The sequence below is a fragment of the Micromonospora sp. NPDC048063 genome (assembly GCF_043202855.1).
Taxonomy (GTDB): domain Bacteria; phylum Actinomycetota; class Actinomycetes; order Mycobacteriales; family Micromonosporaceae; genus Micromonospora.
In genome coordinates this window covers 267,915-293,178 of the sequence record NZ_JBIDBG010000003.1, presented here as the reverse complement: position 1 = coordinate 293,178, position 25,264 = coordinate 267,915, and the positions used below count along the sequence as shown (strand labels likewise).

At 75.6% G+C, this 25,264-nt stretch carries 21 protein-coding genes and 1 riboswitch; of the genes, 8 read left to right on the top strand and 13 right to left on the bottom strand.

Annotated elements, in window-relative coordinates; translation table 11 throughout:
- The first annotated feature begins 91 nt into the window (after positions 1-91).
- From ACGFZ2_RS09735 to ACGFZ2_RS09725, 3 genes are all read left to right on the top strand, one after another.
- Positions 92-898: an S-adenosyl-l-methionine hydroxide adenosyltransferase family protein gene (locus ACGFZ2_RS09735; protein ID WP_393265512.1), complete on the top strand. Its 807-nt coding sequence runs from the start codon at positions 92-94 to the stop codon at positions 896-898.
- A 40-nt stretch (positions 899-938) separates the two neighbouring features.
- Positions 939-1,790, top strand: a complete 852-nt coding sequence (locus tag ACGFZ2_RS09730) for a zinc finger domain-containing protein (protein ID WP_393451824.1) — start codon at positions 939-941, stop codon at positions 1,788-1,790.
- Between the two features lie 248 nt (positions 1,791-2,038).
- Complete coding sequence (locus tag ACGFZ2_RS09725) at positions 2,039-5,683, top strand: hypothetical protein (protein ID WP_393451821.1); 3,645 nt, start codon at positions 2,039-2,041, stop codon at positions 5,681-5,683.
- Between the two features lie 54 nt (positions 5,684-5,737).
- On the opposite strand, the gene ACGFZ2_RS09720 is transcribed toward ACGFZ2_RS09725, so the two are convergent.
- From ACGFZ2_RS09720 to ACGFZ2_RS09690, 7 genes are all read right to left on the bottom strand, one after another.
- Positions 5,738-6,517, bottom strand: coding sequence for a hypothetical protein (locus ACGFZ2_RS09720; RefSeq protein WP_393451818.1), 780 nt, complete (start codon positions 6,515-6,517; stop codon positions 5,738-5,740).
- A 28-nt stretch (positions 6,518-6,545) separates the two neighbouring features.
- Positions 6,546-7,418: a PspA/IM30 family protein gene (locus ACGFZ2_RS09715; RefSeq protein ID WP_393451815.1), complete on the bottom strand. Its 873-nt coding sequence runs from the start codon at positions 7,416-7,418 to the stop codon at positions 6,546-6,548.
- Positions 7,419-7,622: 204 nt separating this feature from the next.
- Positions 7,623-8,066, bottom strand: a complete 444-nt coding sequence (locus ACGFZ2_RS09710; RefSeq protein ID WP_393451812.1) for a helix-turn-helix domain-containing protein — start codon at positions 8,064-8,066, stop codon at positions 7,623-7,625.
- A gap of 317 nt (positions 8,067-8,383) precedes the next feature.
- Positions 8,384-8,941, bottom strand: coding sequence for a CinA family protein (locus ACGFZ2_RS09705; RefSeq protein ID WP_393265524.1), 558 nt, complete (start codon positions 8,939-8,941; stop codon positions 8,384-8,386).
- Between the two features lie 110 nt (positions 8,942-9,051).
- A complete protein-coding gene (gene pgsA / locus ACGFZ2_RS09700; protein ID WP_393451809.1) occupies positions 9,052-9,645 on the bottom strand; it encodes a CDP-diacylglycerol--glycerol-3-phosphate 3-phosphatidyltransferase in 594 nt (197 codons plus the stop codon).
- A gap of 77 nt (positions 9,646-9,722) precedes the next feature.
- On the bottom strand, positions 9,723-11,225 hold the full coding sequence (gene rimO, locus ACGFZ2_RS09695; protein ID WP_393265528.1) for a 30S ribosomal protein S12 methylthiotransferase RimO: 1,503 nt from the start codon (positions 11,223-11,225) through the stop codon (positions 9,723-9,725).
- 133 nt (positions 11,226-11,358) lie between these two features.
- Entirely contained in the window at positions 11,359-12,282 is a 924-nt protein-coding gene (locus ACGFZ2_RS09690) for an ornithine cyclodeaminase family protein (RefSeq protein WP_393265531.1), read from the bottom strand.
- Positions 12,283-12,379: 97 nt separating this feature from the next.
- A riboswitch (guanidine-III (ykkC-III) riboswitch) is annotated at positions 12,380-12,444 on the top strand.
- Positions 12,445-12,506: 62 nt separating this feature from the next.
- Here ACGFZ2_RS09690 and ACGFZ2_RS09685 point away from each other — a divergent pair.
- Together ACGFZ2_RS09685 and ACGFZ2_RS09680 are read left to right on the top strand one after the other, a co-directional pair.
- Positions 12,507-12,821: a multidrug efflux SMR transporter gene (locus tag ACGFZ2_RS09685; RefSeq protein WP_350705037.1), complete on the top strand. Its 315-nt coding sequence runs from the start codon at positions 12,507-12,509 to the stop codon at positions 12,819-12,821.
- Between the two features lie 84 nt (positions 12,822-12,905).
- Complete coding sequence (locus ACGFZ2_RS09680) at positions 12,906-13,151, top strand: hypothetical protein (RefSeq protein WP_393451806.1); 246 nt, start codon at positions 12,906-12,908, stop codon at positions 13,149-13,151.
- A gap of 112 nt (positions 13,152-13,263) precedes the next feature.
- Here ACGFZ2_RS09680 and ACGFZ2_RS09675 read toward each other — a convergent pair whose 3' ends face one another.
- Entirely contained in the window at positions 13,264-15,720 is a 2,457-nt protein-coding gene (locus ACGFZ2_RS09675) for a DNA translocase FtsK (RefSeq protein WP_393451803.1), read from the bottom strand.
- A 113-nt stretch (positions 15,721-15,833) separates the two neighbouring features.
- Between ACGFZ2_RS09675 and ACGFZ2_RS09670 the strand changes: the two genes are divergently transcribed.
- The 3 genes from ACGFZ2_RS09670 to ACGFZ2_RS09660 all read left to right on the top strand — a co-directional run bounded on the left by ACGFZ2_RS09670 (position 15,834) and on the right by ACGFZ2_RS09660 (position 19,041).
- A complete protein-coding gene (locus ACGFZ2_RS09670; protein WP_393265537.1) occupies positions 15,834-16,313 on the top strand; it encodes a YbjN domain-containing protein in 480 nt (159 codons plus the stop codon).
- Between the two features lie 101 nt (positions 16,314-16,414).
- Complete coding sequence (locus ACGFZ2_RS09665) at positions 16,415-18,136, top strand: YbjN domain-containing protein (RefSeq protein WP_393452567.1); 1,722 nt, start codon at positions 16,415-16,417, stop codon at positions 18,134-18,136.
- A gap of 74 nt (positions 18,137-18,210) precedes the next feature.
- Entirely contained in the window at positions 18,211-19,041 is an 831-nt protein-coding gene (locus ACGFZ2_RS09660; RefSeq protein ID WP_393265543.1) for an isocitrate lyase/phosphoenolpyruvate mutase family protein, read from the top strand.
- 69 nt (positions 19,042-19,110) lie between these two features.
- Here the strand turns inward: ACGFZ2_RS09660 and ACGFZ2_RS09655 are convergent, their stop codons facing one another.
- The 5 genes from ACGFZ2_RS09655 to ACGFZ2_RS09635 all read right to left on the bottom strand — a co-directional run bounded on the left by ACGFZ2_RS09655 (position 19,111) and on the right by ACGFZ2_RS09635 (position 25,202).
- A complete protein-coding gene (locus tag ACGFZ2_RS09655; protein ID WP_393451800.1) occupies positions 19,111-20,799 on the bottom strand; it encodes a ribonuclease J in 1,689 nt (562 codons plus the stop codon).
- Positions 20,800-20,851: 52 nt separating this feature from the next.
- Positions 20,852-21,778, bottom strand: coding sequence for a 4-hydroxy-tetrahydrodipicolinate synthase (gene dapA, locus ACGFZ2_RS09650; RefSeq protein WP_393265547.1), 927 nt, complete (start codon positions 21,776-21,778; stop codon positions 20,852-20,854).
- 46 nt (positions 21,779-21,824) lie between these two features.
- On the bottom strand, positions 21,825-22,568 hold the full coding sequence (thyX, locus tag ACGFZ2_RS09645) for an FAD-dependent thymidylate synthase (protein ID WP_393265615.1): 744 nt from the start codon (positions 22,566-22,568) through the stop codon (positions 21,825-21,827).
- 721 nt (positions 22,569-23,289) lie between these two features.
- Positions 23,290-23,976 carry a DUF2752 domain-containing protein gene (locus ACGFZ2_RS09640; RefSeq protein ID WP_393451797.1) on the bottom strand — a complete coding sequence of 229 codons (687 nt, stop codon included), beginning with the start codon at positions 23,974-23,976 and terminating at the stop codon, positions 23,290-23,292.
- Positions 23,973-25,202, bottom strand: coding sequence for a winged helix-turn-helix domain-containing protein (locus ACGFZ2_RS09635; protein WP_393265553.1), 1,230 nt, complete (start codon positions 25,200-25,202; stop codon positions 23,973-23,975). The genes ACGFZ2_RS09640 and ACGFZ2_RS09635 overlap by 4 nt, the downstream gene beginning before the upstream one ends.
- Positions 25,203-25,264: the final 62 nt, after the last annotated feature.

Here is a 25,264-nt window from a genome sequence, read left to right as displayed (position 1 = left end):
TATCCGCCAGCGCCGCCCCGGGCCGGGGACCGCGCCGCACGAGGGCTGATCGTCGAACTGCGGCTCACCGCCGGCGACTAACCTGCCCGGCATGGACCGCACCCCCTGGATCTCGCTGACCACCGACTACGGTCTCGCCGACGGCTTCGTGGCCGCCTGCCACGGGGTGATCGCCCGGCTGGCGCCGGCCGCCCGGGTGATCGACGTGACCCACCTGGTGCCGCCGGCCGACGTGCGCCGGGGCGCGGCGGTGCTGGCGCAGACCGTGCCCCACCTGCCCGAGGGCGTGCACGTGGCGGTGGTCGACCCCGGCGTCGGCACCGCCCGCCGGGGCGTCGCCCTGGCCGCGCCGCGCGGGCTGCTGGTGGGGCCGGACAACGGCCTGCTCGTCGACGCCGCCGAGGCGCTCGGCGGGGTCACGGCGGCCGTCGAGCTGACCGCGCCGGACTGGCTCGCGCCCGAGGTGTCCCGCACGTTCCACGGCCGGGACGTCTTCGCGCCCGTGGCCGCGCGGCTGGCGCTCGGCGCCCCGCTGTCCGGCGCCGGCCCGACCATCGACCCGGCGACCCTGGTCCGGCTGCCGACGCCGGTCGTCCGGCCGGAGGCGGCGGGCTTCACCGCCGAGGTGCTGACCGTGGACCACTTCGGCAACGTGCAACTGGCCGCGCCGGCCGACCTGCTGGCGCCGCTGCCGGCCCGGGTGCGGGTGCGGCCGGACGTCGAGCCGGGGGCCGGGCGCGAGGCGGTGCACGGCCGCACCTTCGGGGACGCCCCGGCGGGCCGGCTGGTGGTGCACGCCGACTCGGCCGGCCTGGTCGCCGTGGCGGTCAACGGCGGCCGGGCGGTCGACCTGCTCACGGTGGCACCGGGCGACCTGCTGCGCGTCGCGGCCCGGTGACCGCCGCGCCGGGTCCCGGCCGGCGAGGGAGGATGGACGGGTGCCCGAAGGCGACACCGTCTGGAACACCGCCCGCGTCCTGCACCGCGCGCTGGCGGGCGCCCGCCTCACCGGCAGCGACTTCCGGGTGCCCCGGCTCGCCGCGACCGACCTCACCGGCTGGACGGTGCGGGAGTCTGCCAGCCGGGGCAAACACCTGCTGCTCCGCCTCGTCGCACCGCCGGGAGACGCACCGCCGGGAGACACGCCGCCGGGAGACGCCGCCACGGGAGGCGGCGGGGCCCGCTGGACGCTGCACTCCCACCTGCGGATGGAGGGCGCCTGGCGGGCGTACGCGCCGGGGGAACGGTGGACCGCCCGGCCGGCGCACCTGATCCGGGCGGTGCTGCGCGCCCCGCAGGCGGTCGCCGTCGGCTACCACCTGCACGAGCTGGCGCTGGTGCCGACGGCCGAGGAGGACTCGCTGGTCGGCCACCTCGGCCCCGACCTGCTCGGCACGGACTGGGACCCGGCCGAGGCGGTACGCCGGCTGGCCGCCCACCCGGACGTCACCATCGGCGAGGCCCTGCTGGACCAGCGCAACCTGGCCGGCGTCGGCAACCTCTACAAGTGCGAGATCCTGTTCCTGCGCGGCGTGTCGCCGTGGACGCCGGTACGCGCCGTGCCGGATCTCGCCGGCACAGTGGCCCTGGCGCAGAAGCTGCTCGCGGCCAACCGGGGCCGCTGGACGCAGAGCACCACCGGGTCGCTGCACCGGGGGCAGACCAGCTACGTCTACGGGCGGCGCGCCCAGCCCTGCCGCCGGTGCGGCACCGCGATCCGCAAGGAGGAGCTGGGCGAGCGGGTCACCTACTGGTGCCCCGTCTGCCAGCCCGAACGCCCGGCCGGCTGACGATCCTGGGGGCACGTCGGCCCTCCCTCCGCCACCGGTCGACCGGCGTGGGGCCGGCGTGTCGGGCGGGACACTCCGCCGGTGCGGCGGGAAAGTCGCGTCCCCGCCACAGATACGGACGATTGGGTACTTCCTAACCCCGCCGTCGCGTCGCATGCTGCGGTTGACTCCTCACGCATCGTCAGCGACGCGCGACCGGGCCGCCACGGCGCCGTGGCGGGCCCCGCGCCCGGACACCGGGGAGAGCCATGGACCTGTTCCGCAGACTCCGGATCCCGTGGGAGCGGGCGGCGCCCCGCACCGGGAACGGCGCCACCGCCGGATCCCGTCCGGCGGGGCCGGTCCCGGCGGCCCGGCGCGTGGAGGAGCCGGTCGTGGTGCCGGCCAGCCTCGACCCGGCGGCCGTCCCGCGCTGCTTCGGTCCGGTGCCGAACTACGCCCGCAGCCCGCTGCCGGTCGTCGGGGCCGACGGCCGGGTGGTGCCCGGCACCGGCATCCGCAAGTTCGTCGACGCGCTGCCCGGCCTCGGCACACTCGGCCGCACCCATCTGGGCGGCCACCTCCCCGTGGCGGTGCCCGACACCATCAGCTACCCGGGCTGCGACTACTACGAGATCGTCCTGGAGCAGTACGCGCAGCGACTGCACCGGGACCTGCCGGCGACCCGGCTGCGCGGCTACCGCCAGCTCAACCTCGGCACGGACGCCAACGGGCACAACACGGTGGTGCCGGCGGGGCGCCCCTGGCACCTCGGCCCGGTCATCCTGGCCCGCCGGGGCCGCCCGGTCCGGGTCAAGTTCATCAACCACCTTCCCACCGGCCGGGCCGGGGAGCTCTTCCTGCCGGTCGACCCGACGGTGGCGGGCGCGGGGACGGGCCCGCTCGACGGCCCCGCGCCCTACCCGCAGAACCGGGCGGTGCTGCGCCTGGCGGGCGCGCACACCGGGTGGATCAGCGCCGGCAACCCCTGGCAGTGGGTGACCCCGGCGGGCGAGATCACCCCGTACCCGAACGGGACCGGCCTGGCCCACGTCCCCGACATGCCGCCGCCCGGCGCGGGCGCCACCACGCTCTACTACCCGAACGAGCAGAGCGGGCGGCTGTGCTGGTTCCACGACAACACCGTCGGCCTGGCCCGGCTGACCGTCTACTCCGGGCAGCTCGCGCTCTACCTGCTCACCGACCCGGCCGAGGAGGAACTCGTCGCCGACGGCGTGCTGCCCGCCGACCAGCTCCCGCTGGTGATCGAGGACAAGACGTTCGTGCCGGACGACACCCAGCTCGCCGGGGAGGACCCGACCTGGGACCGGGACCGCTGGGGCTCCCGGGGCAGCCTCTGGCACCCGCACGTCTACCAGCCCCGGCAGAACCCGCACCGGGCCGACGGGACGAACCCGACCGGCCGGTGGGACTACGGCCCGTGGTCGCGTACGGCCGACGAGCCCGGGCCGCGGGAGCACCCCGGGACGCCCGACGCGGGCCCGGTGCCGAACGCGCACCACGACCCGGTCACGGACCCGGAGGAGCCGCCGCTGACGCCCGGCGTCCCGCACCCGTCGGCGGTGCCGGACGCGTTCGGCGACACCATGCTGGTCAACGGGGTCGCGTACCCGTACCTGGAGGTCGCGCCGCGGACGTACCGCTTCCGGATCCTCAACGCCTGCCTGGACCGCGGCCTGAACCTCCAGCTCTACCGGGCCCGCTCCGACGGCCCGATGTGGGACCCGGAGGGCGACCTGGCCGACGCGGACGCCGGCGAGGTGCCGATGGTGGAGGCGGTCCGCGCGCCGGACCGTCCGGCGGGCTGGCCGACGGACGGGCGCGAGGGCGGGGTCCCCGACCCGCGCGCCGCCGGCCCGGCGCTGGTCCAGATCGGCAACGAGGGCGGCCTGCTCCCCGCGCCGGTGGTCGTGCCCAACCAGCCGGTCGGCTACCGGTACGACCGCCGGGACCCGACCGTGCTCAACGTCGACTCGCACGCGCTGCTGCTCGCCCCGGGCGAGGTGGCCGACGTGCTGGTCGACTTCTCGGCCGTGCCGCCGGGTGGCACGGTGATCCTCTACAACGACTGCCCCGCCCCGCTGCCCGGCTTCGACCCGCGCGCCGACCACCACACGGGTGCCCCGGACCGCACCGCCGAGGGTGGCCCGCCGCCGACCCGCCCCGGGTACGGCCCGAACACCCGCACGCTGCTCCAGTTCCGGGTCGCCGGCACCCCGGCGCCGCCGTACGACCTGGCCCGGCTGCGGGACCGCCTGCCCCGCGCGTACGCGGCCAGCCAGCGCCCGCCGATCGTGCCGCAGGCGGCGTACGACGCGGCGTTCGGCACCCGTACCGGCCGGGGAACGGTCGTCCCGGTGCACGCCACCACGGTCAGCTTCGTGCCGACCGGCGGCGCCGCCCCGGTGCTCCTCCCGTTGCAGGTGAAGGCGGTGCAGCAGGTCTTCGAACCGGAGCACGGCCGGCTGGTCGGCCGGCTGGGCGTCGGGCACCCGCACGCCGGGCCGCTCGCCCCCATCACCCTGCCGCTCGGCCCGACCGATCCGGCCACCGAGGTGCTGCACGTGAGCGATCCGGCGATCGGAGTGGGCGCGCCCGCCGACGGCACCCAGCTCTGGCGCATCCGCGGCAACAGCCGGCAGACCCAGCCGGTGCGGTTCGCCGGCTGCGACGTCCAACTGGTCAACCGGGTCGGCTGGGACGGCGCCACCCGCCCGCCGCACCCCGCCGAGCGGGGCTGGAAGCAGGTGGTCCGGGTCGACCCGCGGGAAGACGTGATCGTCGCCCTGCGGCCCGTCGCGCCGCCGCTGCCGTTCAAGATCGGCGACAGCGTACGGCTGCTCGACCCGGCCCGCCCGGCCGGCGCCCGGACCGGCTCGACCCCGGTCAGCCCGGTCGACGGCCGGCCGTCGCTGGTGGTGAACCAGCTCGTCAACCTGGGCTGGGAGTACCACTGGCACAGCCAGCTCGCCGGGCACCGCGACCAGGGCATGATCCGGCCCCTGGTGCTGCGGGTCTCGCCCAGGGCGCCGACCGGGCTGACCGCGACGCCGGCCCCGGGCTCGGCGACCGCGCTGCCGGCGATCGCGCTGGCCTGGACGGGCAACGGCAGCCGCCCGGCGGCCACCAGCCACCTGCTCCAGCGGGCCACCGACGCCACCTTCACGCAGGGGCTGACCGCGATCACCGTGGCGGCCACGGCGAGCCGCTACACCGACGCCACCGTCACCCCGGGGGTGACCTACCACTACCGGATCCGGGCGGAGAACGCGGTGAGCTGCTCCACCTGGTCCAACAGCGTGCCGGCGTCGGTGCAACTCGCCGCGCCGGCGGGGCTGACCGCGGCGATCCCGCCGGCCGCTCCACTGCGGATCGTGCTGCGCTGGACCAACCGTTCCTTCGCCACCGGCATCGACGTGCAGCGGGCCACCAACCCGACCTTCAGCAGCGGGCCGGGCACCACCGCGATCGGGGTCGGCGACAACCACCTCGACGCGGCGGTCGCCCCGGACACCACGTACTACTACCGGGTGCGGACCACCTATCTCGGGGCCGCGTCACCCTGGTCGACGGTGGCCCGGGCGACCACGCCGCCAGCCCCGGGCCTGCCCACGGGGGTGACCGCCACCGCCACGGCGCCCGGGCCCGACACGGCGACGGTGATCCTCGGCTGGTCGTCGAGCACCCCCGCCGGACCGGGGGCCGGGTTCATCGTGCAGCGGGCGCTGGACCCGGCGTTCAGCCGGGAGGTGTCGACCTTCACCGTCACCGGCCGCGGCTTCACCAACACCGGCCTGGCGCGGGGCGTCACCTACCACTACCGCATCCGGTCGTTCAACGTCGTCGGCAGCTCCCCGTTCACCGGCCCGGTGCCGGTCACGACGCCGCCCTGATCAGGGAGCACGCAGCGGCGCGCCTGATCAGGGAGCACGCAGCGGCGCGCCTGATCAGGGAGCGCGCAGCGGCGCGCCCACGCCGCGCAGCTCGGCCAGCGCCGAGGCGACCCCGTGCAGCAGGTCGGTCGCCTCGGTCAGGCGGGAGGCGGCCGGGTGGTCGGCGTCGGGACGCGCGTCCTCGGCGACGTAGCCGGCGGCGGCCACGACCAGCCGCTCGTACGCCGCGACACCCTGCTCCAGTTGGCCGGCCAACGCCCGGTGCGCCTCGGCCAGCGGCGGCCGGGCGTCGGCGGGGGCGAGCCGCAGCGCGCGTTCGACGCTGGCCACCCGGCCGGCGAGGTCCCGCAGCGAGCGGTCCGCGTCGGCCGCCTCCGACACGGCGGGCCCGGCCAGCCCGGTCAGCCGGCCGGCCATCCCGGCGAGGGTGAGGGCGGCCCGGTCCAGCCGGGCCCACGGCTCGGCGGCGCTGGTGCCGCGCAGCGCCACCCGGGAGCGCACCCGACGCACCTCGGCCAGCACGCCGGGGCCGGCGGGGAGCCGCTCCACGGCGGCGACGAAGCGGGCGCGTGACCGGGCGGCGGCCTCGGCCGGGTCGAGCGCGGGCGGCGCCGGCTGGGCGGCCAGCGCGCGCAGGTCGACCCAGCGCCAGGCGGCGAGCACCAGCGCCCCGCCCGCCCCGGCCGCCCAGGCCGCGTCGGGCAGCCCGAGCCCGGCGTACGGGGTCAGCACGGCGGCCGCGCCGCCGAGGCCCCCTGCCGTGACGCTCCACCGGCGGGCGGACCGTCGCAACCGACTCAGGCGCCGGAAGTACCGCGTGCGCTCGTCTGCCACCTCTGCTGCCTCCTCGACCTGACCGGCCTCAGCCGGCGGCGGTGGTGTCCCCGGTGCCGCGTTCCCGGCCCATGCTGGCCCGGATCTCGTCCAGCCGGGCGGCGGCGGCCGGGTCGGTTGCCGGCGCGGCGGGCTCCGTACGCGCGACGGGCGGTCGTTCCTGCCTGCCGCCGAGCTGCTCACCGGCCATGCTCGACCGGATCTGCTCCAACCGGGCGGAGCCGGCCGAGTCGAGGGTCGCCTTCTGGATCTCCAGCATCCGGCCCTCGACGGAGTTGCCGGCCAGCTCGGCGCGGCCCATCGCGGTGGCGTACCGCTGCTCGATCCGGTCGCGCACCTCGTCGAGCGAGGGGGTGTTGGCGGGCGCGGTCAGCGCCGACATCGACTCCAGCGAGCGGGCCACGCTCTCCTGCATCTTGGCCTGTTCCAGCTGGCTGAGCAGCTTGGTGCGCTCGGCGAGCTTCTGCTGGAGGATCATCGAGTTGTTCTCGACCGCCCGGCGAGCCTGGGCGGCGGCGCCCAGCGCCTGGTCGTGCAGGGTCTTCAGGTCCTCGGTGGCCTGCTCGGCGGAGACCAGTTGGGTGGCCAGGGTCTGCGCGGAGTGCTCGTAGCGGTTGGCCTCGGCCTCGTCGCCCTTGGCGCGGGCCTGGTCGGCGAGGACGAGGGCCTGGCGCGCGTTGGCCTGGAGCCGCTCGACCTCCGACATCTGGCGGGACAGCTTCATCTCGAGCTGCCGCTGGTTGCCGATCACCGCGGCGGCCTGCTGGACGAGCGCCTGGTGCTGGCGCTGGGCCTCCTCGATGGCCTGCTGGATCTGCACCTTGGGATCGGCGTGCTCGTCGATCCTGGCGCCGAACAGCGCCATCAGGTACTTCCAACCCTTGACGAACGGGTTAGCCATCTCCGCGGTATCCCCTCAGTAGCGTCGCTCCGCCTCGACCGGGCGGGCCCGGCCGGCTGCGGCGCGGCAGTGGCTCCATCGTCCCAGCCGGACGCCACCGGGGCATCCGTACCGACCAGCGAAGCGAGCGCCGACGCCGTCCGCGATCAACCCTACGCGGCGGTCGCCACCGCGACCATGGGACGCGGACGGGGGTGGGGTGGGTCAGGCGGCGCAGACCACGTCGCGGTCGCCTCCGCGGACGCGGGAGGTGCGCAGCGTGGCCTTCAGCGGCGAATCCTGGCGGACCTGTACGGCGACCTTGCCGTCGGAGCTGACCTGGTGCACGCCCCGGCCGGTGGCCTTGCGCACCGCGGTCACCCCGGTGGTGTCGACGGTCTCGTCCTGCACCGGCACGAGCACGCCCGGCATCTGCTCGGCGAGCGCGACCGTGTCGCTGACCTCGCGCAGCAGCTCGGACAGGCGCGCGCCCAGCGCGTCGCAGATCGCCGCCAGCAGCTCGCTGGACGGCTCCTTCTGGCCGCGCTCGATCTCGGAGAGGTAGCCCAGGCTGACGTTGGCGGCGGAGGAGACCTCGCGCAGGGTGCGATGCTGCCCCTGCCGGCGCGCCCGCAGTGCGTCACCGATAACCCGGCGTAGCAGGACCATTCGCACCTCCCCTGAGGGACACCACTGTTTCGTGCGGCCGTCCGGCACGTCGTGCCGGCTCCGACCGTCGGAGCCTTCCCGCAACCGTACCCGTTGCCGGCCCCGCCGACATCCCACCCCGCCTCTCGGATTGCGGAGTCTGCTCAGCCTGTGGGATCGGCTCGGCGTGGGACGTGGGCCCGCGTTGCGGGGGTCGGCTCGGCTTGCGGGGCCGGGCGAGGCCCGGCTCGGCCGCGCGAGACGGCCCGGCCGCGCGAGACGGCCCGGCCGCGCGAGACGGCCCGGCCGCGCGAGACGGCCCGGCCGCGCGGGACGGCTCAGCGCCGCCCGGCGGCGGCGGTGTCGGTCCGCCCGGCTTCGGCCCCGCCCGCGTCGGCGTGGTGGATCCGCTCGGCGAGCAGCCGCAGCGCCTCGACGACCGCCGCGGAGCGGATGTGGTCGCGGCCACCGTCCAGGTCGAGCTGCCGGACGTCGACCCCGGCGGGCCCGGCCACCGCCACGTAGACCAGCCCGACCGGCTTGCCGTCCTGCGGCTCCGGGCCGGCCACCCCGGTCGTGGCCAGGCCCCAGTCGGCTCCGCAGCGCTGTCGCCCGCCCTCCGCGAGGGCCACCGCCACATCCGGGTCGACGGGCCCGCGGTCGGCCAGCAGATCCTCTGCCACGCCGGCGAGCTGCGACTTCAGCTCGGTGGCGTAGACCACCAGCCCGCCCCGGAAGATGCCGCTCACCCCGGCGATCTCCACGATCGAGGCGGCCAGCAGCCCCCCGGTCAGCGACTCCACCGTGGCCAGGGTCTCGTGGCGCTCCGCCAGCCGGTGCACCACGCCCGCCGCCGGGCTGCCCACCGGCCGCGCGCCGTCCGCGTCACTCTCCATGTCCCAGATCCTTCCCGCGCCCCGCCGGGCGTACTCATCCTCCCCGAGCCGACAGGATCACAGGGTGGGCGGCCTGGATCCCCGGACCGCCGCCCGGCCGGGGGACCGGGTCAGGAGGCGGGCCGGCGCAGGCGCAGGGCCTGGGCGACGTAGTCGAAACCGGTGACCACCGTGACCCCGACCGCCGCGGCCATGATCCACGGACCGACGGCGGCGAGGGCGGCCGGCATCGGCCACAGGTACCAGGTGATCGCGAGGATCTGGAGCGCTGTCTTGATCTTGCCGCCCCGGCTGGCCGCGATCACCCCGTGCCGGATCACCCAGAAGCGCAGCCCGGTGATGCCCAGCTCGCGGACGAGGATCACCGTGGTCACCCACCAGGGCAGCCGGTCATACCAGGAGAGCAGCAGCAACGCGGCGCCGGTGAGCGCCTTGTCGGCGATCGGGTCGGCGACCTTGCCGACCGAGGTGACCAGGGCGAAGCGGCGGGCGATCCAGCCGTCGACCAGGTCGGTCACCGAGGCGACGGCGAAGATCAGGCAGGCGGCCATCTGCCAGCCGGCGTGGGTCATCCCCGAGATGACCAGGGACGCGCCGAAGATCGGCACCAGGACCAGCCGCAGCGCGGTGAGCGCGTTCGCCGCGTTCAGCACGGGCACCCGGGCCACCACCGGCGCCGGCGTGGAATCCGTCGCCCCGGTCACCGCCGTCCCCCGCTCCGGCCGCCGTGGCGCATCTGGCACCCCACCACGTGGCTCCCCCGCTCTGTCCGGGCCCGCCGTCACCGTGCCGCGCCGGGCGCAGCCGAGATCATCTCATCCGGGACCGCGACGAGGTCCACCCCTTCGGTGCCCGTCACCGTCGCCCGCACCAGGTCGCCGGGGCGCAGCGCGGCGAGGTCCACCCCGCCACCGGACGGCGCGACGAGGGTGGTCGAGCCGTCGACCTCGGGGGCCTGGTGGGCCGCCCGCCCCTCGACCACGCCGTCGGCGACCGAGTCGACCAGCACCTCGACGGTGGAGCCAAGCCGCTCCTCGGCCCGCTGCGAACAGAGCTCGTCGGCGAGCGCGCCGAGCCGGTCGTACCGGCGCTTGACGGTGGCGGCGGAGACCTTGCCGGGCAGCCCGGCGGCCTCGGTGCCATCCTCGTCGCTGTAGTCGAACACGCCGATCGCGTCGAGCCGCGCCTCGGTCAGGAAGCGGACCAGCTCCTGGTAGTCGGCGCGGGTCTCGCCCGGGAAGCCGACGATGAAGTTGCTCCGCGCGCCCGCCTCCGGGGCCAGGGCGCGGGCGCTCGCCAGCAGCTCCAGGAACCGGTCGGTGGAGCCGAAGCGGCGCATCCGGCGCAGCACCGACTCGCTGGAGTGCTGGAACGACAGGTCGAAGTACGGGGCCACGCCGGGCGTGGTGGCGATCGCCTCGACCAGGCCGGGCCGGGTCTCGGCCGGCTGGAGGTAGCTCGCCCGCACCCGGACGATGCCGTCGATCGCGGCGAGCTGCGGCAGCAGCTTCTCCAGCGCCCGGGGATCACCCAGGTCCTTGCCGTACGAGGTCGAGTTCTCGCTGACCAGCACCAGCTCGCGGACGCCGGTCTTGGCCAGCCACTCCGCCTCGGCGAGCAGCTCGTCCGGCGTACGCGAGACGAAGGCGCCGCGGAAGGCGGGGATGGCGCAGAACGCGCAGCGCCGGTCGCAGCCGCTGGCGAGCTTCAGCGAGGCGACCGGGCCGGTGTCGAGCCGGCGGCGCAGCACCTGGCGCAGGTGCGCCGGGGTGTGCTCGTCGGTCTCGGTGACGCCCCGGGCGGGGGTGCCGTGGCCGGGCAGCGACACCGCGCTGTCCCGGCGGGAGACCGGGGTCAGCGGGAGCAGCTCGCGGCGGTCGCGTGGGGTGTGCGCGTGGATCGCCTCGCCGGCGACCACGGCGTCCAGCCGGGCGGCGATGTCCGGGTAGTCGTCGAAGCTGAGCACGGCCTGCGCCTCGGGGAGGCTGTCGGCCAGCTCACGGCCGTATCGCTCGGCCATGCAGCCGGCCGCGACCACCTTCGCGCCGGTGTCGGCGGCGGCCAGCAGGGTCTGGATGGAGTCCTGCTTCGCCTTCTCCACGAAGCCGCAGGTGTTCACGACCACCACGTCGGCGCCCTCGCCGTCGGTGGTGACCTGCCAGCCGTCAGCGTGCAGCCGGGCGGCCAACTCCTCCGAGTCGACCTCGTTGCGGGCGCAGCCCAGCGTCAGCAGGGCGACCCGGCGGCCGTCGGAGTTGTCGGAAGAGGAGGTGGCAGACACCATCCGAGGGTACCGGGCCGCCCGCGACCCCCCACGCACGCCCGTCCTGCAAGGAAGGGCACCTTGTTAACGGATTCGGTAGAGGAAGGGGCCCTTCCTTCGTGGCTCGGCGCCGGGGTGACGGACGCCGCGCCGGTCAGACGGTCGCCGCGCCGACCCGGACCAGGCGGTCGAGCAGGAACACCTCGGTTCCGGCCAGGCCGGTCGAGCAGAAGACCGAGACCTGGTCCGCGCCGGTCCGGCCCGGCACCGCGCCGGCCAGCACCCCGCCCAGGTCGCGCAGGCGCCCGGCGTACGCCGGGAGCGCCGCGAGCATCGGCGGATCGTACGCGGCGGCCTGCGCCGGCGAGTCGGTGACCAGCAGGTCGGCGGCGTCCAGCAGGTCGGGGCCGAACTCGTGCCGGTCGGCCTGCTTGAAGCCGACCGTGTTGACGTGGGTGCCGGGAGCGAGGTCGGCGGCGTCGAGCACCGGGGTGACGCTGGTGGTGGCGAGCACCACGACGTCGCGGTCGGCCACGGCGGCCCGGGCCGACGCCACGGCGCGCGCCGGCACGCCCAGCTCGGCGCGCACCCGGGCGGCGAACGCCTCTCGCCGGACGGCGGAGCGGCTGTGCACCGTGACCTCGCGCAGCGGGCGGACCGCAGCCGCCGCCCAGACCTGCGTCCACGCCTGCCGGCCCGAACCGACCACGCCCAGGGTCGCGGCGTCCGGGCGGGCCAGGGCGTCCACGGCGGCCCCGCCGAGCCCGCCGGTGCGGCGGGAGCCCAGCTCCTCCCCGACCGCCACCGCCCGGACCGCCCCCGTACGCCCGTCGTGCAGCACCACCACCTGCTCGCTCTCCGGGTGCCCGAACGTGTCGTACGAGCGGAAGCCGTACCACTCGCCGGTGAGGTGCCCGGCGGTGAGCACCATCCGCCCCCCACCCAGCGGCGCGGCGGCCCGGGGCGGGGCCACCAGGCGGCCGGCGTACGCGGCGAGCAGGGCGTCCCGCATGGCCGCCACGGTGGTGGGGGCGTCCAGCGCGGCGGTGACCTCGGCGTCGGAGAAGAGCAGCGGCATGCGCCCATACTGCAAGTTGAAGTCAAGTTAAGGTCAACGAGGGGTGGCGGGGCTCACCACCCTCCTCCGGCACGTCCCGTTCGGTGCTAGCGTCGGCCCTGACGGCCACGGCCGTCCCGGACGAGTGGTGGGCGTACCCGGTCAGGCCAAGACGCCCGCGTGACGTGCAGACCCGACTCGTCCCGGCCCCGGAGGTCCGGGCGCAACCGCAGAGGTGATCTTCAATGGCCTGGATCGTGCTGGTGATCTCCGGACTCCTGGAGACGGCGTGGGCGATCGCCCTCGACCGCAGCGCCGGCTTCAGCCGTCCCGTCCCGTCGGCGGTCTTCGTGGTGACGCTGGTGCTCAGCATGGCCGGGCTGGGGTACGCGCTTCGCGAGATCCCGGTCGGCACCGGCTACGCCGTCTGGGTCGGCATCGGGACGGTCGGCACCGCCCTGGTCGGGATGCTCGCGCTGAACGAGCCGGCCAACCTGCCCCGGATCGCCTGCCTCCTGTTGGTGATCGCCGGCATCGTGGGCCTGAAGATCTTCCACTGAGGACACGGGCCCGAGGCGTGACGAACGGCCACAGTGGGTAGAGGTCGGCCTGGTAACGCAGGCTCTCACCCACCGGAGGCAGACATGGCCGACATGCCCACCACCGCCCGCCCGCGCAGTGGCGCCGCCCGCATCTGCACCATCCTGGGCTTCGTCTTCGCGGTCATCGCGATCCTGTTCCTGCCGCCGCTGTTCGGCCTCGCCGGCCTGATCCTCGGGATCGTCGGCGCCGTGCTCGGCGACAAGCCGCTCGGCTGGTACGCCGCCGTCGCCAGCGTGGCCGGCGCGATCATCGGCATGGTCATCGGCGCTGCCCTCTACAACTCCTGACCGCCGCTCCCCCACGGACGGGCCCGCCGGCTTCCGGCGGGCCCGTCCGTGTCCTACCCGGTCGACCAGGGCGGGCCGAAGGAGCCGGCAACGCGTCGGCGCCCGGTCGGCGTCACTCCTCGCCGCCGCGCAGGCCGACCAGGACCTCCTCCAGCTCGTCGGGCTTGACCAGCACGTCGCGGGCCTTGGAGCCCTCCGACGGGCCGACCACGCCCCGGGTCTCCATCAGGTCCATCAGCCGCCCCGCCTTGGCGAAGCCGACCCGCAGCTTGCGCTGCAACATGGAGGTCGAGCCGAACTGCGAGGTGACCACCAGCTCGACGGCCTGCACCAGCAGGTCGAGGTCGTCGCCGATGTCCTCGTCGATCTTCTTCTTGCCGCTGTCCGGCGCGGCGAGCACATCGGGGCGGAACTCCGGCTCGCGCTGGCTCTTGCAGAACTTCACCACGTCGGCGATCTCGCGCTCGGTCACCCAGGCGCCCTGGATCCGGATCGGCTTCGAGGCGCCCATCGGCAGGAAGAGACCGTCGCCGCGGCCGAGCAGCTTCTCCGCGCCCGGCTGGTCGAGGATGACCCGCGAGTCGGCCAGGGAGGAGGTGGCGAACGCCAGCCGGGACGGCACGTTCGCCTTGATCAGGCCGGTGACCACGTCGACCGACGGGCGCTGGGTGGCCAGCACCAGGTGGATGCCGGCCGCGCGGGCGAGCTGGGTGATCCGGACGACCGAGTCCTCCACGTCGCGCGGGGCGACCATCATCAGGTCGGCCAGCTCGTCCACGATCACCAGCAGGTACGGGTACGGGCGCATCTCCCGCTCGCTGCCCGGCGGGGCCTTGATCTCGCCGGTGCGCACCTTGCGGTTGAAGTCGTCGATGTGCCGGACCCCGTTGGCGGCGAGGTCGTCGTAGCGCATGTCCATCTCGCGGACGACCCACTCCAGCGAGTCGGCCGCCTTCTTGGCGTTGGTCACGATCGGCGTGACCAGGTGCGGGATGCCCTCGTAGCCGGTCATCTCGACCCGCTTCGGGTCGATCAGCAGCAGCCGCACCTCGTCCGGCGTGGCCCGGGTGAGAATGGACACCAGCAGCGAGTTCAGGCAGGACGACTTGCCCGCGCCGGTCGCGCCGGCGATCAGGATGTGCGGCATCTTGGCGAGGTTTGCCACCACGTAGCCGCCCTCGATGTCCTTGCCGAGCGCCACCACCATCGGGTGGTGGTCGCCGGTGGCGGCCCGCGAGCGCAGCACGTCGCCGAGCGCCACGTTCTCCGGGTCGGTGTTCGGGATCTCCACGCCGACCGCGCTCTTGCCCGGGATCGGGCTGAGGATCCGCACGTCCGGCGACTTCACCGCGTACGCGATGTTGCGGGAGAGCTGGGTGATCCGCTCGACCTTGACGCCCGGGCCCAGCTCCACCTCGTAGCGGGTGACGGTCGGCCCGCGGGTGAAGCCGGTGACGGCGGCGTCCACGTCGAACTGCTCGAAGACGCCGGTGAGCGCGGCGATCACCTCGTCGTTGGCCCGGCTCCGGCTCTTCGGGGCCGCGCCGCTGCTGAGCATGTTCGCCGGCGGCAGGGTGTAGTCGCCGGCCAGCCCGGTCAGCGCGAGCTGCTCGGCCCGGGTCGGTGCGGGCGAGTGCTCCGGCGGCTCGACCGGCTTGCGGCTGGCCGGGACCTTGCCGGGGCGCTTGCGGGGCAGCACGAGGGTTTCCTGGAGGTCCGCCCCGTCGAGTTCGTCGTCGAACTCCGCCGGGTCGACCGGCGGCGGCGCCGCCCGCTTCGTCGCGCGCTTGCGGGCGGGCTTCGCGGGCGCCTCGTCCGTCTCCTCCTCCGCCGGCGGGGCGACCAGGGTGCCGGCGAGCAGGCCGAGCCGCTCCGGGATCTTGTTGATCGGCGTCGCGGTGACCACCAGCAGGCCGAAGACCAGCAGCAGGATCAGCAGCGGCACGGCGACCCAGGCGGTGACGGCCCGCTCCAACAGGCTGCCCACGCCCGCGCCGACCAGGCCGCCGGCGAAGTCGCGCTGGACCGCGTCGACCGGGTTCTGCCCGATGTGCAGCATCGCGGCGGTGGCGACCAGCATCGAGCCCCAGCCGACCAGCCCCCGGCCGCGGTGCTCCGGGTCGCCGGGCTCGCGCATGAGACGCCAGGCCCCGATCATCAGCAGCACCGGCACCACGATGGCGATCGCGCCGAGGAAGAGCCGGACGGTGTCGGCCAGCTGCTCGCCGACCGGGCCGGCGCCGGAGAACCAGATGGCCACCGCGCTGAGCAGGGCGAGACCGAAGACCAACAGCCCCGCGCCGTCACGGCGGTGCTCCGGGTCGAGCCCGCGGGCCGAGGCGGCCTGCCGGCCGGCGGCGCGGAACGCCCAACCGACGCCGTGCGCCAGCCCCATCCACAGTGCGCCGACCGCGCGCCCGACGAGGAGCCCCGGGCCCGGCCGCGCCGCGGGCCGCCGCCGGGGGGCCGGCCGGGCGGTCTTCTTCGCCGGCTGGCGGGCACGGCTGTTCGTGGTGCCACGCGGCGACGCGCCGCGCCGCCGACTCGCCTGAGAGGTACGGCCCGCCATAGCATCAACTTAACGGCGTGACCCGGCAGATCGCCGCTTTTCCGGGTCGTGTCCGCGCGTCGCAGCGCGGACCGCGCCGCTTCACGTGATATCTGCCTCAGAAGGGATGCCCGATGGCGTCGCCGGGAATCGAGGACGGTCCGGACGGCCCCCTGGCCGGACACCCGGCGGCGCTGCGACCGCTGACCGGTGAGCTGATCGCCGCCGTGCTGCACAGCCGGGGGTACGTGGTCCAGGCCGACGCGGACGGCGACCTGGTCGGCCGCTGGGCCGACAGCCTGATCTGGTTCCTGCGGCCGGGCGCCGCCGGTGAGCTGCTCCAGGTCCGCACCCTGGCCGCGCCGACGTTCCCGATCGAGTACGTGCCGGCGCTGCACGCCTTCTGCAACGCGTGGAACCACGACCGGCTCTGGCCGAAGGCGTTCGTGCACGTCGAGGACGACGGGCGGGCCCGGGTCTGCGGCGAGGTCATCACCGACCTGGAGCGCGGGGTCACCCCGCACCAGCTCGACCAGCTGCTCGACTGCGGCATCGCCACCGGCTGCCAGCTCGCCACCGAGGTCGCCCGGCTGCCCGGCGGGGTCGTGGCGTGACGGGCCGGGGCGGGGAGCCGGCCCCTCGCGGGCTGGACCCCTTCGGGCCGACCGGCCGGTGGGGCGGGCGGCGGCGCGGGGGCGGGCACCGGGACCCGGCGCTGGCCGAGGCGCTCGCCGACGCCCGCGACGCGCCCGACGGCGAGGCCCGCGGCGCGGAGCTGGAACGGATCGCCGCGCACGCCGACGCCACCGGCGACGACCGGTCCGCGGTGGAGGCCCGGTTCGCGCTGATCGAGGGCTATCTGCTGCACGGGGAGCGGTGGCGGCTGGTCGAGCCGGTACGCCGCTGCCTCGCCGCCGTCGACCGTCGCCCCGACCTGCTGCCCGGCCCGGACGCCGCGCTGCTGCTGCGGTACCAGCGGTACGCCGTGGAGGCCCTGCTCGGCAGCCCCCGGGTCGGGCTGGACCAGGCCCTGGCCATGCTGGACGATCTCGCCGCCCGGGCCACCGCCCGCTCCCCCGTCCCGCCGGACGGCGACGCAGCCGACCCGGCCTGCGGGACAGGCTCCGGCGGTGCCGCCCAGGCGGGCGTAACGGGCCACGGCCCCGTCCCGGCGGGCGTAACGGGCCACGGCCGCGCCCCGGCGGGCGCGACGGGCCACGGCGGCGCCGGCGGGTCGGGCGGGGACGCGGCGGTGGTCGCCGAGCTGCGCTGCCGGATCGCCGACCACCTGGGCGACGAGCCGGCCGCCCGGCGGTGGTTCGACCGCTGGTCGGCGGCCGGGGCAGCGCCGGCCGGCGGCTGCCCCGGCTGCGCGCCGGCCCGGCGGGCGGAACTGCTCGCCGGGTGGGGCGACCACCGGGCCGCGCTGGACGCGCTGGCGGAAACGGCGGCCGGCACGGGCGGCTGCACCGAGCAACCCGAGCGGGCGCTGGCCGCCGGGCTGCTGCCCTGGCTGCGCGCCGGGGAGCCGGCGCGGGCAGCCGAGGCGCACGTGCGGGCGTACCGGCGGCACCGGCGGGAGCAGGCCGCCTTCCCGTACCTCGCCGCGCACCTGCGGTGGTGCGCGCTGGGCGGGCACCCCGCCCGGGGGCTGGACGTCCTGGCCGAGCAGCTGCCCCGGCTGGACCGGCCGCACGACGACCTGTCCGCGATGGAGTTCGCCGCCGCCGGGGCGCTGGTCTGCGCGCTCGCCGTCGAGGCGGGGCTGGGGGGCCGGACGGTGCACCGACCCGGGTACGGCGACCGCCCGGCCGCCGACCTCGACGTGGCCACGCTCGGCGCCACCCTGCTCGGGTTGGCCACCGCGCTGGCCGGCAGCTTCGACGCCCGCAACGGCACCGGCCACCAGTCCGGCCGGATCGCGTCCTGGCTGGCCGAGCGGCCGCTCGCCGCACCGGTGCCGCTGCCGCCGGACGACGCGCCCGACGACGACCCGGGCGACCCGGCCGACGACGACCCGCCGGCCGACGGGGAGCCACGCCCGCTGAGCGTGGAGATGATCACGGCCGCCCTGGACCGGCGCGGGGACCACTACGCCGTGGACGCCGACGGCACCGTGGTCGGCCGGTGGGGCGAGGCGCTCATCCAGTTCCGCCGGGCCGGCGAGCGGGGCGAGATCCTCCGGGCGCGCGCGGTGGCGAGCCGCCGGCTGCCGGCCGACCGGCTCGCCGAGGCGTACGCGTTCTGCAACGCGTGGAACCACGACCGGCTGCTGCCGAAGGCGTACGTGCACGACCTCGGGGGCGAGCTGGTGCTGGCCGGCGACGTCAGCACCGACCTGGCGCACGGGGTGGCCCCGGCCCAGCTCACGGTCCTGCTCGACGCGGCCGTCGACACCGGCGTCGCGTACGCCGATGCCGTGGCCGCGCTGCCCTGACCGGCCGGGCGGGCACACGGGTGAGGTCCGAAACCCGCCGGACGGTCTCCTCCCGCCCTGGTGGACTCGTGCCTATGACGACGCACCGACAGCGCACCGCCCTGCTCCTGCACTCCCTGCACCGGCCCGGCTCCCCCCTCGTGCTGCCCAACGCCTGGGACGCCGCCAGCGCGCGGATCGTGGCCGACTGCGGCGCGACCGCCGTCGCCACCACCAGCGCCGGCGTCTCCTGGAGCCTGGGCGCGCCGGACGGCGACGAGCTGGACCGGGACGGCGCCCTGGCGGTGGTCGCCCGCGTCGCCGCCGCCGTCACCGTCCCGGTCACCGCCGACATCGAGAGCGGGTACGCCGCCGACCCGGCCGGGGTCGCCCGCACCGTGACCGCGGTGCTCGCCGCCGGCGCGGTCGGCGTCAACATCGAGGACGCCCCGCCGGCAGGGACGTCCCCGCTGCGCCCGGTCGACGGGCAGTGCGCCCGCATCCGGGCGGCCCGGGAGGCCGCCGACGAGGCAGGGGTACGGCTCTTCGTCAACGCCCGCACCGACGTGTTCCTGCGGGCCGTCGGCGACCCGGCGGACCGGCTGGCGGAGACGCTGCGCCGGGCGGCGGCGTACCGGGCGGCGGGCGCGGACGGCATCTTCGTGCCGGGCGTGGTCGACGCGGAGACCATCGGGGCGCTGGTCGCCGGGATCGACGGGCCGGTCAACGTGCTCGCCGGGCCGGGGTCGCTCCCCGTGGCCGCCCTGGCCGGGCTGGGGGTGGCCCGGGTCAGCCTCGGCTCGGCGCTCGCCGAGGCCGCGTACGGGCTGGTCCGCCGCGCCGCCACGGAGGCGCTGCGCTCCGGCTCGTACGACTCGCTGGCCGGCGCGATCAGCTACGGCGAGCTGAACGCGCTGCTGGCCTGAGCCGACGGCCCCGGACGCCGCGACGCCCGCCGGCACACGGGGTGCGGGCGGGCGTCGGTGAAGCGGGGGTCAGACCTCGACGACGGTGGGCACGATCATGGGCCGGCGCCGGTACGCGTCGTTCACCCACCGCCCCACGGTGCGCCGGACGATCTGCTGGAGCTGGTGCGGGTCGGTGATGCCGTCGGCCGCCGCCCGGTTCAGGGCCTCGGTGACCAGCGGGATCACCGGGTTGAACGCCTCCGGGTCCTCCGAGAAGCCCTTGGCGGAGAGGGTGGGACCGCCGACCACCTTGCCGGTCACGGAGTCGACGACCACGGTGGTGGCGATGAACCCGCCGTCGCCGAGGATCCGCCGCTCGGTGAGCAGCGACTCGCTGACGTCGCCGACGGCGAGGCCGTCGACGTAGACGTAGCGGCTCTTCACGTGCCCGACGAGGCTGGCCCGGCCCTCGACGAGGTCGACGACGTCGCCGTCCTCGCAGAGCACCACGCGGTCGGGGGCGACACCGGACTCGATGCCGAGCCGGGCGTGCGCGCGCAGGTGCCGCCACTCACCGTGCACCGGCATCAGGTTGCTGGGGCGCACCACGTTCAGCAGGTAGAGCAGCTCGCCGGCGGGGGCGTGGCCGGAGACGTGCACCTTGGCCACGTCCTTGTGCACCACCACCGCGCCGGCCCGGGCCAGCCGGTTGATGACCCGGTAGACGGACGTCTCGTTGCCGGGCACCAGCGACGAGGCGAGCACCACCGTGTCGCCGGGGGCGATGGTGATGTGCCGGTGGTCGCCGCTGGCCATCCGGCCCAGGGCGCTCATCGGCTCGCCCTGCGAGCCGGTGGACATCAGCACGATCTGCTCGGGCGGCATGGTGGTCGCCTCTTCCAGCCCGACGACCAGCCCGGCCGGGATGTTGAGCAGCCCGAGGTCGCGGGCGATGCCCATGTTGCGGACCATGGAGCGGCCGATCAGGGCGACCTTGCGGCCGTGCTCGGCGGCGGAGTCGAAGACCTGCTGCACCCGGTGCACGTGCGAGGCGAACGAGGCGACGATGATCCGGCCGCGCGCCTTCGCGAAGATCGAGTCGAGCACCGGCCCGATCTCGCGTTCGGGGGTGACGAAGCCGGGGATCTCCGCGTTGGTGGAGTCCGACAGCAGCAGGTCCACGCCCTCGGCGCCGAGCCGGGCGAACCCGGCCAGGTCGGTGATCCGGCCGTCCAGCGGGAGCTGGTCCATCTTGAAGTCGCCGGTGTGCAGCACCAGGCCGGCCGGGGTGCGGATGGCCACCGCGAGCGCGTCCGGGATCGAGTGGTTGACCGCGAAGAACTCGCACTCGAACGGGCCGAGCCGCTCCCGGCCGCCCTCCCGCACGGTCAGCGTGTAGGGCTGGATCCGCCGCTCGGCGAGCTTCGCCTCGACCAGGGCCAGCGTGAACTGCGAACCGACCAGCGGGATGTCGGGCTTGTGCGCGAGCAGGTAGGGAACCGCGCCGATGTGGTCCTCGTGGCCGTGGGTGAGCACGATCGCCTGGACGTCGTCGAGCCGGTCGAGGATCGGGCCGAAGTCCGGCAGGATCAGGTCGACGCCGGGCTGCTCCACGTCCGGGAAGAGCACCCCGCAGTCGACGACGAGCAGCTTGCCGTCGTACTCGAAGACGGTCATGTTGCGACCGATGGCGCCGAGCCCGCCGAGCGGGATGATCCGCAGCCCACCCTCCGGCAGCGGCGGGGGCAGTTCCGCCTCGATGTGCGCCTCGGTCACGCGTCCACCTCATTCTGCGGCGCCGTCACCCGGCGCCCGTCGTGTCGTTCGGTCATTCGGGCAGTTCCAGGCCCGCTGCCGCGCAGTCCGCGCGGAGCTGGGCGATCTCGTCGTCGGTCGCGTCGACCAGCGGCGGACGCACCGGGCCGGCGGGCATCCCGGCGGCGGCCAGGCCGGCCTTCACCAGGATCACGCCCTGGGTGCGGAAGATGCCGGTGTACAGCGGCAGCAGCCGCCGGTGCAGGTCCAGCGCGCCGGCGGTGTCCCCCGCGTCGTACGCCTCGATCATCCGCTTGGTGAGCGCGCCGGTGAAGTGGGTCGAGGTGCCGACCACGCCGACGGCGCCCACGGCCAGCGCGGGCAGGGTCAGCGAGTCCTCGCCGCTGTAGAAGGCGAGGTTGGTGCGGGCGGTGACCCAGCCGGTCGCGGTCAGGTCACCCTTGGCGTCCTTCACCGCGACGATCCGGCCGTGCTCGGCCAGCCGCACCATCGTCTCGGTGGCAATCGGCACGCCGGAGCGGTGCGGGATGTCGTAGAGCATCACCGGCAGCCCGGTGGCGTCCGCGACGGCGGTGAAGTGGCGCAGCAGGCCGGCCTGCGGCGGCTTGTTGTAGTACGGGGTGACCACGAGCAGGCCGTGCGCGCCGGCCTTCTCCGCGCCGGTGGCCAGCTCGATGGTGTGCCGGGTGTCGTTGGTGCCGACCCCCGCCACGACCTTGGCGCGGTCGCCGACGGCCTCCACCACCGCCCGGATCAGGTGTTCCTTCTCCGCGTCGGTGGTGGTCGGCGACTCGCCGGTGGTGCCGTTGACCACCAGCGCGTCGTTGCCCTGCTCGTCCACCAGGTAGCTGGCGAGGCGCGCCGCGCCGTCGAGGTCGAGCGAGCCGTCGGCGGTGAACGGGGTCACCATGGCCGTGAGCACTCGCCCGAAGGGGCGGGACACCGCCCGGGCGGGGGTGTCAGGGTGGTCGTGCGTCATGCCACCAACCTAGCGGACGACCACCGGCACCCCGCCGGGGAAGGGCTCAGGACAGCTCGGCGTGCGGGCTGGCGGCCACCTCGGTGCCGTCGGGCAGGGCCGAGACGACGAAGTCGGCGAAGACGTTCGGGGCGACCCGCTGGAGTTGCCGCAGGCACTCCACCGCCAGCTCGCGGATCTCGACGTCGGCGTGCTCGGTGGCGCGCATGGCGATGAAGTGCCGCCAGGCCCGGTAGTTGCCGGTGACCACGATCCGCGTCTCGGTGGCGTTGGGCAGGACGGCGCGGGCCGCCTGGCGGGCCTGCTTGCGCCGCAGCGTGGCGTTCTCCACGTCCGCGAAGCGCCGCTCCAGCCCCTCCAGCAGCTCGTTGTACGCGCGCACGCTCGCCTCGGCGGCCTCCACGAACTTCTTGTGCAGCTCCGGGTCCTCGGCGATCACCGAGGGCTCGACCATGGCGGCGTCCCGCTCCGGCACGTACCGCTGGGAGAGCTGGGAGTAGGAGAAGTGGCGGTGCCGGATCAGCTCGTGGGTGAACGAGCGGGACACGCCGCTGAAGTAGAAGCTGACCGAGCCGTGCTCCAGCACGCTCAGGTGCCCGACCTCGAGGATGTGCGCGAGGTAGCCGGCGTTGGTGGCCGTGGCCGGGTTGGGCTTCTTCCAGCTCTGGTAGCAGGCCCGGCCGGCGAACTCGGCGAGCGCCTGGCCGCCCTCGGCGTCGGTCGACCACGGCACGTCGTCCGGGGCCTCGAAGTGGGTCCACGCGATGAGCTTGACCTGTGGCTGCACCATGTCCGGCATTCCTGGCACTGTAGTGGCCCCACGGTCGTGGGGGAAAGTTGGGCTCACGAGCCGAACGGGTCGTTGAGCTGCGAAACGGTCGGACAGGTGCCGGTCCGCCTGACCGACACGTGGCCAAGATCTCGACGCGCTCGGGCTGCCGCTGGGTGGATGCGCGACGACGCTGGCGAGCTGCCCTCACAGACGGGGCAGCCACCCGAGCGGTCGGGCAGCCACCCGAGCGGTCGGGAGCCACGCGAGCGGTCGGGAGGCCGGCAACCGCCACCGGTCGTCGGCGCGGACGACAGCGGCCACGACCGGGCCGGCGGCGCGGAAGCGCCACCACCGGGTCGGCGGCGCGGGCGGCGGCCGCGAGCCCGGCGCGCAAGGAGGGTGCGCGCCGCCCGCCGGTGGAACGCCATGGGTGTCACGAGCCCTGCGTGACACCCATGACGTTCCACTCTGCGAGGTCAATGCCCCGGCGGGCGGCCGGGCGAGGCGAGCAGACCCCCACCACCCGTGGTGGTCCTACAGACGGGGCAGCTCGACAGTGTCGCGGCAGGGCACCGTGGGCTGCCGGAAGTCGATGGTGCGACGGGCCGACGACCGCCGCGCCCGACCCACCCGACCCACCGCGCCCGAGCCGCGCCCGACCCACCCGACCCATTCGACCCTGCCGGGAAGTCTGGAGGCGTGGGCCGCCTCGGAAAGCGTGGGCCGCGCCGGAGGAGGGTCAGACGTAGAGCGAGGTGAACGGCGCCCAGGGGAGGTTGCGTACCACCGAGAAGGCCAGCCAGGCGGCGAGGAAGCCGCCGATCACCTTCGAGCTGAGTTGCAGCTCGGGCAGGCGCCAGCCGAACGCCTGCTTCCCCGCCCAGGCGACGAAGAGGTAGGCCAGGAAGGGCAGCGCGAAGACGAAGAGGAAGTGGTGCCGGGCGGCGGCCGGCAGATCGGCGTGCAGCACGTACCAGAGCGCGCGGGTGCCGCCGCAGCCCGGGCAGTCCAGCCCCGTGGTCAGCTTGAGCAGGCAGGTCGGCGCGGCGTCCGGCGCGGCGTGGGTCGGGTTGCTGAGCAGCGTGTAGCCGATGCCGGCGGCGACGCAGCCGAGCGCGGCCAGCGGCACGGCCCAGCGCGGCGAGCGGTCGTAGAGGCGGACGACGAAGCGGGTCAGCCGGTCCGGCTCCGGCACCGGGTAGGGCGGCACCTGGCCCGCGGGCCACGCACCCGGCTCACCGGCGGGCCAGGCACCCGGCTCGCCCGCCGGCCAGGCACCCGGCCCGCCCGCCGGCCAGGCACCCGGCTCGCCCGCCGGCCCCGTGTGGGGCTGCCCCGACTGAGACGCCTGGGGCGGGGCGTCGACCCCGCCGCTCTGCGGATGCGGCTGGGGGGCCGGCCCGTCAACGCTCGTCACGTGGCTCACCGTACACCGGCCACGCCCAGCAGCGCGGCGGCCAGCGGGGCGGCCAGGTCGCCGGCAGCGGGCGGCGCCACCGCATCCAGGCCGAGCCAGCCGGCGAGGCGGTGCAGCTCGGCGGCGAGTGCCAACGCGGTCTCGCCCGGGTCGGCGCCCGGCTCGACCCAGGCGGCCGGCACCAGCAGCACCCCGGCCTTGCGATCGGCCTTCAGGTCGACCCGGGCGGTGAACCGCTCCCCCTGCAGGAAGGGCAGCACGTAGTAGCCGTGGACCCGCTGCGGCGCCGGGACGTAGATCTCGATCCGGTAGCTGAAGTCGAAGAGCCGCTCGGTGCGGGCCCGCTCCCAGACCAGCGGGTCGAACGGACTGACCAGGGTGTTGCCGCGCACCCAGCGGGGCAGCCGCGCCCCGGCGTGCAGCCAGGCGGGCTGCCGCCAGCCCTGCACGGCGACCGGCAGCAGCTCGCCCGCCTCGACCAGCTCCGCGATGGCCTGCCGGGCGCCGGCGAGGGGCAGCCGGAAGTAGTCGCGCAGCTCCGGCTCCGCGGCCACCCCGAGCGACCGCGCGGCGATGGCCACCAGCGTGCGGTACGCCTCGGCGTCGGTCGGCGTGGGCGCGTCCAGCACGGTGGCCGGCAGCACCCGCTCCGGCAGGTCGTAGCGGCGGGCGAACGAGGAGGTGCGGTCGGCGGCGGTCACCTCGCCGGCCCAGAAGAGGAACTCCAGCGCCCGCTTCACCGCCGACCAGTTCCACCCCCAGTTGCCGGTCTCCCGGGGCGCGTCGTGCTCGATCTCGGCGGCGGTGAGCGGCCCCCGGGCGGCCACCTCGTCGCGGACCCAGGCGACCAGCCCGGGCTGCTCCTCGGCGATCCGGCGCATCCCGCCCCACGCCTGCGAGTGGGCGCGGGCCATCCGCCAGCGCAACGCCGGGTGCGACCCGACGGGGACCAGCGACGCCTCGTGGCCCCAGTATTCGAACAGCTCCCGGGGACGTCGGTAGGCGGCGGTGTCGAGCAGCGACGTCGGGTAGGGCCCGAGCCGGCTGTAGAGCGGCAGGTAGTGCGCGCGTTGCAGGACGTTGACCGAATCCATCTGGATCAGCCCGACCCGGTCGAGCACCCGGCGCAGGTGTCGGCGGGTGGGCACGCCGGTGGGCGCGGGGTCGGCGAAGCCCTGGGCGGCGAGCGCCACCCGGCGTGCCTGGGCGAGCGAGAGTGTTTCCGGTGCGGCCATCGTCGGGCACCCTAATCCACCCGTACGACACGGGAGCGGACGCTGGACCGATCGCCCGCCGG

Bases quoted from the DNA above. Each gene is read 5' to 3' on its own strand.
- ACGFZ2_RS09680 (WP_393451806.1), top strand. From the start codon at position 12,906: ATGGCCGACATGCCCACCACCGCCCGCCCGCGCAGTGGCGCCGCCCGC.
- ACGFZ2_RS09705 (WP_393265524.1), bottom strand. From the start codon at position 8,941: ATGGAGAGTGACGCGGACGGCGCGCGGCCGGTGGGCAGCCCGGCGGCG.
- ACGFZ2_RS09735 (WP_393265512.1), top strand. From the start codon at position 92: ATGGACCGCACCCCCTGGATCTCGCTGACCACCGACTACGGTCTCGCC.
- ACGFZ2_RS09690 (WP_393265531.1), bottom strand. From the start codon at position 12,282: ATGCCGCTGCTCTTCTCCGACGCCGAGGTCACCGCCGCGCTGGACGCC.
- rimO (WP_393265528.1), bottom strand. From the start codon at position 11,225: ATGGTGTCTGCCACCTCCTCTTCCGACAACTCCGACGGCCGCCGGGTC.
- ACGFZ2_RS09685 (WP_350705037.1), top strand. From the start codon at position 12,507: ATGGCCTGGATCGTGCTGGTGATCTCCGGACTCCTGGAGACGGCGTGG.
- thyX (WP_393265615.1), bottom strand. From the start codon at position 22,568: ATGGTGCAGCCACAGGTCAAGCTCATCGCGTGGACCCACTTCGAGGCC.
- ACGFZ2_RS09670 (WP_393265537.1), top strand. From the start codon at position 15,834: ATGGCGTCGCCGGGAATCGAGGACGGTCCGGACGGCCCCCTGGCCGGA.
- ACGFZ2_RS09715 (WP_393451815.1), bottom strand. From the start codon at position 7,418: ATGGCTAACCCGTTCGTCAAGGGTTGGAAGTACCTGATGGCGCTGTTC.
- ACGFZ2_RS09710 (WP_393451812.1), bottom strand. From the start codon at position 8,066: ATGGTCCTGCTACGCCGGGTTATCGGTGACGCACTGCGGGCGCGCCGG.
- ACGFZ2_RS09660 (WP_393265543.1), top strand. From the start codon at position 18,211: ATGACGACGCACCGACAGCGCACCGCCCTGCTCCTGCACTCCCTGCAC.
- dapA (WP_393265547.1), bottom strand. From the start codon at position 21,778: ATGACGCACGACCACCCTGACACCCCCGCCCGGGCGGTGTCCCGCCCC.
- ACGFZ2_RS09675 (WP_393451803.1), bottom strand. From the start codon at position 15,720: ATGGCGGGCCGTACCTCTCAGGCGAGTCGGCGGCGCGGCGCGTCGCCG.
- ACGFZ2_RS09635 (WP_393265553.1), bottom strand. From the start codon at position 25,202: ATGGCCGCACCGGAAACACTCTCGCTCGCCCAGGCACGCCGGGTGGCG.
- ACGFZ2_RS09725 (WP_393451821.1), top strand. From the start codon at position 2,039: ATGGACCTGTTCCGCAGACTCCGGATCCCGTGGGAGCGGGCGGCGCCC.